This is a genomic window from Streptomyces sp. NPDC002476, assembly GCF_042889785.1.
Classification (GTDB): Bacteria; Actinomycetota; Actinomycetes; order Streptomycetales; family Streptomycetaceae; genus Streptomyces.
In genome coordinates, this window is record NZ_JBIARH010000008.1 from 154,874 (window position 1) to 168,417 (window position 13,544).

Sequence of the window (13,544 nt, forward strand, 5' to 3'; positions counted from 1 at the left end):
GCGAGTCGCGGTCGCCACAGTCCGGATAGTTCATGTGGGAGTCCACCCAGCCCGTCTCGAACGCGGCGAGCAGCTTCTTGTCGGTGGCGCCGCGTTCGACCGCTGTCCGGAAAATACGGTCCGGGTGATGTCCGGGTCACGGTCCGCCGGAACGGCGCAGCGGGAGTCGAGGAGTTCGGCGTTCGCGTGGTGACGGGGCGTCAGCGGCATCTGCGGAAGCGGCCTCCGGAGTCACGTTCCCCGCGAGCAGAACCCCGCTGCCAGGCAAGTCGCCGCGCGCGTGAATGACTTGGGTAACTTTGATCTCGACTTTTTCGGCAGGCTGGACATTGAAATGCCTCCTTCTGGCTCCCGCCTCAAAGCGGCCGAAGTGGAAGCCATTTTCGTGGGGGTGCGCCAATTTGGCGGAGGGACCGTATCTCGATTGGCGTGTGTGCGTCAATACAAAATTTTGCCGAGGGGTATTCGATCAGTCGAGGATGGCGGTTTTCCTGCCCCGGCTTCCGTCGGTCCGGGTCCGGTGGTCTACGAATGAAATAGCTGCGCCGCCTCTGCCTTCATCGATATGGGTGCGTCGGGCGGGCCTGGTGGATTCCTGTGTCGCAGGCGTCCGTGGCGCGTCAAGTGTCAGGCGTCGATCCCGTGCCTGCGGGGTGCTGTTGTCATATGCGATGAGTTCGTGGTTCGCACGGACCATGCATGTGCATTCGTAAGGGTATGTTCAGGCGATTTCGGAAATTTTGCTGCTTAATTCGTTTCGGGGTCGGGCGACTCGTGTCAATGTGTGTTGTTCGCTCGACGGGTCCTGATAATTCGATCCGTCGATGTCAAGCTGTGCCCGAAGGGGCGGAGCGGATTGTCGAACTCCGTAGTACGATCGCGTCTGCCCGCTCTCGAACGCCTTACCCCCCACCCTCCCTGAGGCGCTTGATTCGTCGGCAGTTCGCTCTTCTTTCGAGGTCGAGTCGGGCCTGCGTGTTTTTATGTGTCTCGCAAAGAGAGTGGCTGGCGTCGTTCCTGGACATTCGATCTTGAGCGCCTCCTTGTCCCCTGGAGATTTTCATGTGCACGCCTGGTGTCGGCACTGATGGTGGCATGTCCACGACGGCGGACGTCGTCCTCGCAGTGCATCCGTTCGGTGTCGCGTCGGCACGGTTCACGGCGGCCGCCGCGCGCGCGGGCGGACTGGGAGTACTCGACCTGACGGGCGATGCCCGGTCCGCTCGTGAGCAGTTGGGCCTGGCCACCGAGTGGGCGCGCTGCGGGTTCGGCGTACGGCTCGAAGAAGGGAACGGCATCCCCGCGTCGGACCTTCCTGCCTGTGTCCACACCGTGGTCCTCGTCGCCGGGGCGACAGCGGACGCTGCCGACTTCCCCGGGCAGCGCGTGCTGGCCGAAGTGACCTCCGGCGCTCAGGCGCGCGCCGCCGTGGCGGCCGGGGCGCACGGACTGATCGCCCGTGGCCATGAGGCCGGCGGCCGGGTGGGCGAGCTGAGCACGTTCGTGCTGCTGCAGCAACTGCTCGCGGACGCGTCCCACCGGCTGCCGGTGTGGGCCTGTGGCGGAATCGGCGCGCACACTGCGGCAGCAGCGGTCGCCGGTGGCGCCGCCGGTGTGGTCCTCGACACCCAGACCGCGCTCCTCGCGGAGGCGGAACTCCCCGCGGAGATCACCAGCGTGCTCGTCGGACTCGACGGCTCGGAGACCGTGGTCGAGGACGGTCTGCGCGTGCTGCGACGACGTGCCCCCGGCCCGGACGGCATCGCAGCCCCCCTGGAGATCGGCCAGGACGCGTTCCTGGCGGTCCGTTTCCAACGGTGCTGGGGCACGCTGGGCGCAGCGATACGCGGCATACGCGGGGCGGTGAGGGACGCGCTTGCCGAGGACGTGCCTGTCCTCGGGCCGGACAGCACGGGCAGCCGTGCTTTCGGTACTGGGCTCCCGGTTGTCCAGGGGCCGATGACACGGGTGAGCGACCAAGCCGCGTTCGCCGCCTCCGTGGCCGCCGAGGGCGCCTTGCCGTTCGTCGCGCTCGCCGTGTCCGACGGGCAGCGGACACGCGCGCTGCTGGAGGAGACCCGCAGCACCCTGGGCGAGGAGCCTTGGGGTGTCGGAGTCCTCGGCTTCGCCGACGAGGACATCAAGGACGCGCAACTGGAGGTCATCCGGGAGGTCCGTCCCTCGCACGCCATCATCGCCGGTGGACGTCCCGCACAGGCCGTGGCTCTTGAAGAAGTCGGCATCTCGACCTTTCTGCACGTGCCTTCGCCCGGGCTGCTGGGCCAGTTTCTCGAATCCGGTGCGCGCAAGTTCGTCTTCGAAGGCTCCGAGTGCGGTGGCCACGTCGGTCCCCGGGCCAGTTTTCCGCTGTGGCAGGCACAGCTCGACATGGTGGACGACTTCCTCGCAGCTGCCGGGAAGGGCGCCGCCGCCGAACTCCAACTGCTGTTCGCCGGCGGCGTGCACGACGAGCGGTCCGCCGCCATGGTCGCCGCCATGACCGCCCCCTTGGCCGCGCGGGGTGCCGCGATCGGAGTCCTCATGGGTACCGCCTACCTCTTCACGGAGGAGGCCGTGGCGGCAGGCGCGGTACAGCCGCTCTTCCAGCAGCAGATGGTCGACGCCGAGCGCACCGAACTGCTGGAAACCGCACCCGGTCACGCCACTCGCTGTGTCCGCAGCCCCTTCACGGACGAGTTCGCGGCCCGCAAGGAACAGCTGCGGGCCAGTGACGTGCCCAGTCGCGAGGCATGGGAGCGGCTGGAACAACTCAACGTCGGCCGACTGAGGTTGGCGAGCAAGGGCATCGAACGTGTCGGTGACGAACTGCGCGAGGCCGACGAGGACCGGCAGCGCTCCGAGGGCATGTTCATGGCCGGGCAGGTCGCCGTCCTCCGGTCGGAGGTCACCACCGTCGCCGCGCTGCACACCGCGGTGACCACCGGCGCGCAGACCTTTCTCAACAGACGCAGGGCTGCACTCGATGCCGGGTCGGACGAGCCGACCGCCGCACCCGAACCACTGGACATCGCCATCGTAGGGATGGCCTGCGTGTTCCCCGAGGCGCCCGACCTGGAGTCCTTCTGGGGGAACGTGCTGTCCGGCACCGATGCCATCACCGAGGTGCCCACCTCGCGCTGGGACCCTTCCCTCTACTACGCCGAGGACGGGGCGGGGGAACACACACCCTCGCGGTGGGGCGGCTTCCTGCCCGAGATCCCCTTCGAACCCCTGGACTACGGCATCCCGCCCACCTCCTTACCGAGCATCGAACCGGTCCAACTGCTGGCCCTCGACGTGGCGCGACGCGCGCTCGCCGACGCCGGTTACGCCGATCGTCCCTTTCGACGGGACCGTGCCTCCGTGGTGTTCGGGGCCGAGGCGGGAAGCGACCTGTCGAACACCATGACGCTCCGAACGGTCCTGCCTGCCTACGTCGGACAGCTTCCACCCGGGCTGGATGCCCAGCTGCCGCGCCTGACCGAGGACTCCTTCCCCGGTGTCCTCGCCAACGTCATTGCCGGGCGGATCGCCAATCGCCTCGATCTCGGAGGGGCCAACTACACAGTCGACGCCGCCTGTGCCTCCTCCCTCGCCGCTGTCGACATGGCCTGCAAGGAACTGACGGTCGGCACCAGCGACATGGTGCTGTGCGGCGGCGCCGACCTGCACAACGGCATCAACGACTACCTGCTCTTCGCCTCCGCGCACGCCCTGTCCCCCTCCGGCCGTTCCGCGCCCTTCGACCGTTCCGGCGACGGCATCGCACTCGGCGAGGGCGTGGCCTGTGTGGTCCTCAAGCGACTTGCCGACGCCGAACGGGACGGCGACCGGGTCTATGCCGTCGTCAAGGGCGTCGGCAGCTCCAGCGACGGCCGGGCCCTCGGCCTCACCGCGCCGCGCGCGGACGGTCAGCGCAGGGCACTCACGCGGGCCTACCTGAACGCCGGGATCTCACCGGCCGAGGTCGGCGTGGTCGAGGCTCACGGCACCGGCACCGTCGTCGGCGACCGCACCGAACTGAGCGCCCTGACCGCGGTCTTCACCGAGGCCGGAGCAGACCCCGGCGGCTGTGCCCTCGGCTCGGTGAAGTCCCAGATCGGCCACACCAAGTGTGCGGCGGGCCTCGCCGGACTGGTCAAGACCACGCTCGCCCTGCATCACGGTGTCAAGCCCCCGACGCTGCACCTGCGACAGCCGAACCCGGCCTGGGACGAACGCACCAGCCCCTTCGCCTTCCACACCAGGGCCAGGCCGTGGCCCGCGCCGCCCACCGAACGTGTCGCCGGTGTCAGCGCCTTCGGCTTCGGCGGAACCAATTTCCACGTCGTTCTGCGCGCCCACGGCGACGGCGCCCCACCCACCCACGCCTGCAACGAGTGGTCCGCCGAACTGTTCACCTTCCGCGGCGCCGACCGGGAAGCCGCCGCCAAGGCCGCCCGCGAACTTCTCGCTCTCGCCGAGTCCGACCACACCGCGCACCGGGCGCCGCGCCTGCGGGACCTCGCCCTGGCCGCCTCCCGGCGGGCCGACCTCGCGGCCGTGCGCGGCCTGCCCACGCACATCGCCGTACTGGCCTCCTCCGTGCCGGAGCTGACGGCAGCGCTTCGCCGGGCCGTCGACGGCGAACACGCTCCCGACGACGGCATCCATCTCGCGGACGGCACCGAACCGGGCGAGATCGCCTTCCTCTTCCCCGGGCAGGGCAGCCAGCGACCTGGCATGCTCGCCGACCTGTTCGTCTCCTTCCCCGAACTCCAGCGCTTCCTTCGCCTCGACGAGTCCGTCGCAGCGGCCCTCTTCCCACCCGCCTGCTTCGACGAGGCCGGACGCCAGGCCCTGGCCGAGCGTGTCACCGACACCCGTGTCGCCCAGCCGGCCCTCGGCATCACGGGACTCGCCGCCCACCATCTGCTCGGCCGTGTCGGTGTCCGCCCGGCGATGGCGGCCGGACACAGTTACGGCGAACTCGCCGCCCTCGCCGCGGCCGGCGTCCTCGGCCCCGAGGAACTGCTGTGGTGCAGCAGGGCGCGTGCCGAATCCGTCCTCGCCGCCTGCGGCGACGACCCCGGCACCATGGCCGCGGTCACCGCCTCGGCACCGGAGGCCGCTGCCGCCCTGGAGGAGGCGGGCTTATCCGATTCCGTCGTCGTCGCCAACCACAACTCACCGCGCCAGACAGTGATATCAGGCCCCACCGACGACGTGGAGACAGCCGTGGAGCGGCTGCGCGAGCAGGGGCTGAAGGCGAAACGGATCGCCGTGGCCTGCGCCTTCCACAGCACCCTGGTCGCCACCGCCGGAGGCACCTTCGCGGCGATGCTGGCCTCGGTACCGCTGGAGACACCGTCCATCCGCGTGTGGTCCAACCGCACTGCCGCGGTCTATCCCACCACCCCCGAGGCGATACGCGCCGAACTGGCCGCCCAGATCGGATCGCCGGTCCGCTTCGTCGAGCAGATCGAGGGCATGTACGAGGCAGGTGCCCGAATCTTCGTCGAAGCGGGACCCGGGGCGGTGCTGACCAGGCAGGTCACCGAAATCCTCGGCGACCGCCCGCACCGCACCGTCACCCTGGAGGCCCGGCGCGGCACGGGCCTGACCGGATTCCTTGCCGCGCTCGCCGAACTCGCCGTCGCCGGGGCCGACGTACGCACCGGTTGGCTGTTTCAGGGCCGCGACGCCGTCGATGCGGTCCAGGCCCCCCGCCGCAGGCGCGCGGGCTGGACCATCGACGGCCACCTCGTCCGCACCTCCGACGGCGCCATCCCCGCCACAGCTCTGCATCCCGCCCAGCGCATCCCGGAGGCACTTGTGACCAATCGTTCCGGCAGACACGCAGAGCATGGAAACGTGCTCCGCACCGAACCCCTCCAAGGCGCGTCGGGGACCGGAGGCGATGCCCTCATCAGTGAATTCCTGCGCACCAGCCGGGACATGATCGCCGCTCAGCGCGACGTTCTGCTGAGCTACCTCGCCGCCGACCCCGGCGTCCGGACCGGACCGGAGTCCGTGGGATACGCACCCCGTGAGCTGAACGGAGCGATTCTCCCCGTGACTGCGGCACCCGTCGACGAGACGGTCCCGGAGCCCACCGCGCCGCAGCCCGCGCCGGACCCTGCGCCGACCGAGCTGACCACGGATGCGGTCCTCGCGGCCGTCCTGGACGTGATAGGCGAACGAACCGGCTATCCGGCAGACATGATCGAACCCGATCTGGATCTCGAGGCCGACCTGAGCGTCGACTCCATCAAGCGCGCCGAGATCGTCGGCCGGCTCGCTCGACGGCTCCAGTTGCCCGCCACCGACGATGCCGCCACGGAGAAGCTGACCAGGGCGCGCACTGCGGCGGGCATCGCCGAACTGATCGTCGCCGCGCGGCAGGACGACACTCCACCGCCCGAGCCCCCCGCTTCCGAGCCCGCCGCGACAGAACCGGCCTCACCGCCCGCCCACGCCGAAGCAGTCGTCACGGCCCCCAAACGGCTGGTGATGTCGGAATACGACCTCGCGCCCGCCCCCCTGGAGCCCACCGAACTCGCCGGACGGACATTCCTGGTCATCGGCGAAGGCCCGCTCGCGGTGGCCGTCGCCGAGCGGCTCGACTCCTGCGGTGCCCGGACGGTGACCGCCACCAAAATCCCCGAGGGCGACCGTTTCGACGGCCTGATCCACCTCGCCTCCCCGGACGGCGGTCCGGCCCACGAGCCGGTGCTGCCCGGCGCCGTCCCCCTCTACCAGTCCGCCCTGGCCGCCGGGCCACGCCGACTACTGGTCGTCGGTGCCTCCGAGGGCCTGCGCGGACTGTTCCGCTCACTGTCCAGGGAGTACCCGCAGACCATCGCCCGCGTCATCGAACAGCCTGCCGGCGCAGACCCGTCCGTCGCGGCCGATGCGATCGTCGCGGAGCTGACCTCCACCGACCGCGAGCCGGTCGTGCTGCGCACGGGGAACACCCGGCGTGGACTGCGGATGACCGAGACCGACCGCGGCGTCCTGGGCAGCGCCGGCGCCGGCCCCTCCGACGACGGCGCCGCCGAGGCTGCGGCTCTCGGACTGGACGACGAGTCGGTGGTACTCCTCGTCGGCGGGGCGCGTGGCATCACTGCCAGGTTCGCCACCGTCCTTGCCACCGCTGCCCGCTGCCGCCTGGAGCTCTTCGGCCGCACGCCGTTGCCCGTCCCGGAAACCCCCGCGACGGCTGCCACCACTGAAGCCGAGCTGCGAGCCGAGCTGATCGCGGGCGGCATGAGATCCCCGGCTCAGGTCGAACGGGAGATCGGAAGGATCCAGGCCGAGCAAGAGGTCCGCGACACCGTCCACCGACTCACCCGGCTGGGCAGCCGTGTGCGCTACCACTGCGTGGATGTGCTCGACACCGAGGCCGTGCATCGCGCGGTGAAGGACGTGCACGCCGAACACGGCAGACTCGACGCGGTCGTCTACGCGGCCGGTGTGATCGAGGACAAGCTGTTCGCCGAGAAGTCCCCGGAGTCCTTCCACCGGGTCTTCGGCACCAAGACCGACGGCGCCAGGACTCTGCTCGACGCCGTCGACGGACTCTCGCACGGCCCCCGCCTCGCAGTACTGTTCGGCAGCATCGCGGCCACCCTGGGCAACCGCGGCCAGACCGACTACGCCGCGGCCAACGACGCCCTCGAAGCCATCGGCCGCGCTTGGGGTGACCGGAGCGACCGCCGCGGGCTGACGGTCCATTGGGGTCCGTGGGCGCCCACCGGCACCAACAACGGCATGGTCACGCCGGAACTGATGCGCACCTACGCAGCACGCGGCATCCGCCTCATCGATCCCGACGAGGGCGCCATGAGCCTGCTGCGCGAACTGGCGTGGGGCCCGCAGGAGAGCGCCGTCGTCGTCTACACCGCGTCGGGGTGGTGACCGCCGCGATGGCCAGGGCCTGCCCGATCGCCATCGTCGGTATGGCCGCGCTCTTCCCAGGAGCGCCCGACCTCGACACGTACTGGCACAACCTCGTCCATGGCGTCGACGCGATCACCGACGTTCCCGCGGCCCGCTGGGACGCCGTGTACTACGCCCCGGACGCCGGACGCCGTGCTGACCGTGTCTACTGCCGGCGCGGAGGTTTCATCGACGACCTCGCCCACGTCGACGTCACCGCATTCGGGATCATGCCCGCCTCCGTGCAGGCCACCGAACCCGACCAGCTGATCGCACTGCGGGTGGCGTCCCAGGCGGTCCGCGACGCGGGCGGCGCCGACCGGCTCTTCACCGACCGGCGCCGCACCGGAGTCATCCTGGGCCGCGGCGGATACCTCACCCCCGGCCTGGTCCGCCTCGACCAGCGGGTGCGCACCGCCGGCCAGCTCGTGCGTACGCTGCGGGAACTCCTGCCAGAACTCGGAAAACAGCGCCTCGAGGAGGTGCGTCGCGCCTTCACCGACCAACTGGGCCCCGAGGCACCGGAGTCGGCCATCGGGCTCGTGCCCAGCCTGGCCGCCTCCCGGCTGGCCAATCGACTGGACCTGCGGGGCCCGGCCTATACGGTGGACGCCGCGTGCGCCTCCTCACTCATCGCGGTCGACCATGCGACCCGCGAGCTGGAGAGCGGCCGGTGCGACGTCGTCCTGGCCGGGGGAGTCCACCACTGTCACGACATCACGCTGTGGAGCGTGTTCTCACAACTCGGTGCCCTGTCCCGGAGCGAGCGCATCCGGCCGTTCCACCGGGACGCCGACGGGGTGCTCATCGGCGAGGGCACCGGCGTCGTGGTGCTCAAACGGCTCACAGACGCCGACCGCGACGGCGACCGGATCTACGCCGTGATCACCGGCACCGGCGTCGCCGGCGACGGCCGCACCGGCAGTCTGTTCAGCCCGGACTCCGCGGGCCAGGCCGAGGCGATCCGCGAGGCATGGCGCAGTGCCGGCCGGGACCCCGCCGAGCCCGGTTCCGTCGGGCTGCTCGAAGCCCACGGCACCGCCACCCCGGCGGGCGACACCGCCGAGCTGGAGACGGTCGCCGCGGTCTTCGGCCCGCCGGGCGACGCGCCCCGCGGCGTGATCGGTTCGGTGAAGTCCATGATCGGCCACACCATGCCGGCCGCGGGGATCGCCGGGCTCATCAAGGCCGCACTCGCCGTGCACCATGGCGTTCTCCCGCCGACCCTGCACTGCGACGACCCGCACCCGGCACTCGCCCGCACCCGCTTCACCACCGTGGACGCCGCGGTGCCGTGGGTGACCGACACCCACGGCACCGTACGCCGTGCCGCGGTCAACGCCTTCGGCTTCGGCGGCATCAACGCCCATGTCGTCCTGGAACAGCCCGCCTCCGCCGCTGCTGGGTCCGTCACCGGCGTACCCCCGGCCGTGGTGCGCGAGCCCGAACGGGTGCTGCGGCTGGCAGCCACATCACCCGCCGAACTGGCCCGCCTGCTCGACCGCGACGACGCAACCCTCCTCGCCACCGCCTCGGACGAGACCGGGCCCGAGCCCGCCGGCCCGGTCCGGCTCGGCGTGGTGGACCCGACGGCCAAACGGCTGGCGCTGGCCCGCAAGGCGGTCGACCGGGGCCGACCATGGCGAGGAAAGAGCGACCTGTGGTTCGTTCCGGAGCCGCTGCTGGGTGACGCCGGCGGCCGTCTCGCCTTCGTCTTTCCCGGCCTCGAAGCCGACTTCGACACCAACTGCGACGACGTGGCACGCCACTTCGGCCTGCCGTGGTCGCTTTCCGGCAGCGACGTCACGGTCGGCGACATCGGCCGTCAGGGCACCGGTGTATTCCAACTCGGCCGCCTCCTGCACGCCGCACTGGAGCGGATGGACATCGTGCCCGACGCGCTTGCCGGGCACAGCCTCGGCGAGTGGACCGCCATGGCCGCCGCCGGGATCCACGCTCAAGAGGAGGTCGATGCCTTCCTGGCCACGTTCGATCCGGACGCCCTGCGTGTGCCGGGACTGGCCTTCGCGGTGATCGGTGCGCCCGCGGATCGCGTCATGGAAGCCCTCGACGGGCAGACGCAGGTCGTGCTCTCGCACGACAACGCCCCTCACCAGTCCATCGTCTGCGGCCCTTCGGACGCGGTCGAAGCATTCGTCGGCCTCTTCCGCGAACGGGGTGCGATCTCGCACATCCTGCCGTTCCGGTCGGGCTTCCACACCCCCATGCTCCGGCCCTATCTGGACCCGATACGGAAAGCGGCGGACACCTACACGCTGCAGCCCGCACGGCTGCCCGTCTGGTCCGCCACCACGGCGGGGGAGTACCCCTCGCGACCGCGAGAAATACGGGAGCTGTTCGTACGACACCTCCTGGAACCGGTCCGCTTCCGCCAGATGACCGAGGCCATGCACGCGGCCGGCTTCCGCGCCTTCGTCCAACTCGGAGCCGGCCAGGTCGGCTCACTGATCGCGGACACGCTGCGGGGCTCCGAACACCTCGTGGTCGCCGCCCACTCCCCGCACCGTTCCGGCCTTCCCCAACTGCGTCGCGTGGCCACGGCGTTGTGGGCCGACGGAGCCAGGCCGAACACGGCCGCGCTCCGCCCCACTCCCGCGCGAGAGGTCGCGCACCGCTCGGTCCGGCTCGACCTCGGCGGCGCGCTGATCTCCCTCGACGAGCCCACGCGTACGGAGATCGGCGCCGCCCTGGCGCGGCCGCACCGGGTGGCCGAAGGCACGCTGCCGTCCGCCCTCGACGCCCTCGCCGCCGAGGACCCGCTGGCCGCCGAGTTCTCCGCGCTGCTCGACGACACGGCAGCGCTCGCGGCGGACGTCCTCGCCGCGCGTCGGTACGGCGGCCCGCGATCCACCGCGCCTCGGGCTTCCGCGCACGCTCCGCGGCCGAACGGGCCCTCCGCCGGCCCGCCACCGTCCACCCCGCGTGAACTGCGGACCTCGCTGCGGGTCTCGATCGACACCATGCCGTACCTGCTCGACCACTGCTTCTTCAAGCAACCGCCGCAGGCCGCTCCCGCAGACCGCTGGCCCGTCGTACCCGGCACCACCATCATCGGGCACATGATGGATTTCGCCGAACAGGCGGCTTCCGGCCTGCGCGCGGTCGCTGTCCACGACGTCCGGCTCAACCAGTGGATCAACGCCATCCCCGCGGTGGACGTTCCCGTCCACATCACCCCCGAGACCCCGCACCCCTCCGGTGCTGCCCGGGTGACGGCCACCCTCGGTCCCTACGCCCGAGCCATCGTCGAACTCGCCCGGGAACACGGCCCCCTGCCGGCCACCGCCTGGACCTTCCCGAAGGAGGAGGAACGCCCCTGCGAGCTGACAGGCCGTGAGCTGTACACCCGTCGTTGGATGTTCCATGGCCCACGCTTCCAGGGCGTCACCGAACTGACCGCGATCGGCGACGCCCACGTCCGAGGAGTCATCACCACCCCACCCGCTCCGGGAGCCCTGCTGGACAACGTCGGCCAACTGCTCGGCTACTGGATCATGGCCCAACTCCCCACCCGCACCACCGTCTTTCCCGTCGGCATGCGCGAGATCCGCTTCCACGGCGCGCCCCCCGAGCCGGGCGAACGGCTCGACTGCCTGATCCGTATCGCCTCCGTCACCGACACCACGCTCGAAGCCGACATGCAACTGGTCCGACAGGGCCGGGTCTGGGCCGAACTCGCAGGCTGGCGCGACCGCCGCTTCGACAGCGACCCGCACATCCGCCGGGTGGACCGCGAACCGGAACACCACACCCTCTCCGAGCCGCAACCCGGCGGCTGGGTCCTGCTCCACGAACGCTGGCCCGACCTGGCCACCCGCGAGCTGATCATGCGGAACATGCTGGCGGGCGAGGAACGGACAGCCTACGAAGCACACACGCCCCGCGGCCGCCGCCAGTGGCTGCTCGGCCGGATCGCGGCCAAGGACGCCGTGCGCCGACGATTGTGGGACGCCGGAAACGGCGGGATCTTCCCCTCCGAACTACGGGTCGTCAACGACCCGTCCGGCCGCCCGCACGTCACCGGCGCCTACGGCCGTACCCTCCCCGACCTCCACATCTCCCTCGCGCACCGGGCGGAGGCCGCGGTCGCGATCGCCGGAAACGGCCCCTGCGGAATCGACATCGAAGAGGTGATCGACCGTCCGGGCGGAACCCTTGAGGTGGCGCTCGGCGCCCGGGAGCGGGACCTCGTCGCTTCACTGGCCCGCGACACCGGCGAACCCGAGGCCCTGTGGTTCACCCGCTTCTGGACCGCCAAGGAGGCTGTCGGCAAGGCACTCGGCACGGGCCTGGCCGGAGCCCCGAAGAGCTTCGAGATCAAGGCCGCCACCGGTACGGCACTGACCGTCCTCACCGGCGGTGACACCTACCACGTCCATCACCGGACGGTCGGCAGCCCACCCGGACTGCCCCCCAGGAACTACGTCGTCGGTTGGACGACCGCCCACGATGAGGAGAGCGACGATGACTGCTGAAGACCACCGCGCCGTACCGCCCACTCCGCTCGAACCGGCCGTGCTGGAGGAGGTGACCGGCATGCTGCGGGAGGTGCTCGGCGAGTACGAGCTCACGGACACCGCGATCACCATGGACACCCGTTTCCACGACGACCTCGAATTGGAGAGCATCGACCTCGTCACGCTCTCCGCGGCGCTGCGCGAACACTACGGCGACACCGTCAACTTCGCCGCGTTCATCGCGGACCGCGGACTTGAGGAGATCATCGCTCTGACCGTGGGCGATCTCGTGCTCCACGTCGTGGCCTCCCTCCCGGCCGCTCGCGAGGCGGTCTGAGCATGGCGAAGATCCGCGTCGGCGAACTCGACGTCCACGTACAGCGCATGTCCGCGGCCGGTTCCCCGGCCGAGAGCCCGCCGCCCCTCGTGGTGCTGATCCACGGCCTGCTCATCGACAGCCTGGCGAGCTACTACTTTTCGCTCGGCCCCGCCTTCGCCGAGAACGGCATGGACGTCCTCATGTACGACCTGCGCGGGCACGGACGGACCAGTCGGCCTGCTGCGGGCTACCGCCTGGAGGACTTCGTCTCGGACCTGGACGAACTCCTCGACGCACTCGGGGAGGACCGCCCGGCGCACGTCGTGGGCAACTCCTTCGGCGGCGTCATCGCCTACGGGCTCGCCGCCGCCCGGCCCGACCGCGTCCGGTCCGTCATCGCGATCGAGTCCGAACCGCCGATGAAGTCGTGGGCCGAGAAGATGGCCGCGGGCCTCACCGGCGAAGAAGGCGGCCTGTTGGTCAAGGATGTGCGCACCTGGCTCGCCGCGGACCCCCGGCGCAACCCGCGCCCCTTCCAGCTCGCCGGACGGATCCTGGAGAGCACCACGCTGAGGGAGGACCTCCCGCGCAGCCGTGTCCTGGGCGACGGGCTCGCCGGCATCCGCTGCCCCGTCTTCGCCCTGTACGGTGCCGACTCCGAACTCTCGGGCCAGGCCGGCCGTTTGGCCGCCACCCTCGCGCACTGCCGCACCGTCGTCCTGCCCGACCAGGGACACTCGGTGCTCGTGGAGCGTACGAAGGAGACGGCCGACCTGATATCGGGCTGGCTCGCGGACGACATCCACACACCCCTGAAGGCGGGCTAG

General features: G+C 70.7%; 4 protein-coding genes. All 4 read left to right on the top strand.

The window, feature by feature from the left end; translation table 11 throughout:
• The first annotated feature begins 1,095 nt into the window (after positions 1-1,095).
• The 4 genes from ACFYXM_RS12665 to ACFYXM_RS12680 are packed head-to-tail and all read left to right on the top strand — an operon-like array spanning position 1,096 to position 13,544.
• A complete protein-coding gene (locus tag ACFYXM_RS12665) occupies positions 1,096-7,899 on the top strand; it encodes an SDR family NAD(P)-dependent oxidoreductase (RefSeq protein ID WP_389289006.1) in 6,804 nt (2,267 codons plus the stop codon).
• Positions 7,900-7,907: 8 nt separating this feature from the next.
• Positions 7,908-12,416 (top strand): beta-ketoacyl synthase N-terminal-like domain-containing protein, encoded by a 4,509-nt coding sequence (locus tag ACFYXM_RS12670; protein ID WP_389289105.1) that lies wholly within the window; start codon positions 7,908-7,910, stop codon positions 12,414-12,416.
• Positions 12,406-12,735, top strand: coding sequence for an acyl carrier protein (locus tag ACFYXM_RS12675; RefSeq protein ID WP_389289007.1), 330 nt, complete (start codon positions 12,406-12,408; stop codon positions 12,733-12,735). The genes ACFYXM_RS12670 and ACFYXM_RS12675 overlap by 11 nt, the downstream gene beginning before the upstream one ends.
• A gap of 2 nt (positions 12,736-12,737) precedes the next feature.
• The gene (locus ACFYXM_RS12680) at positions 12,738-13,544 is read left to right on the top strand and encodes an alpha/beta fold hydrolase (RefSeq protein WP_389289008.1); all 807 of its coding nucleotides are present in this window, start codon (positions 12,738-12,740) and stop codon (positions 13,542-13,544) included.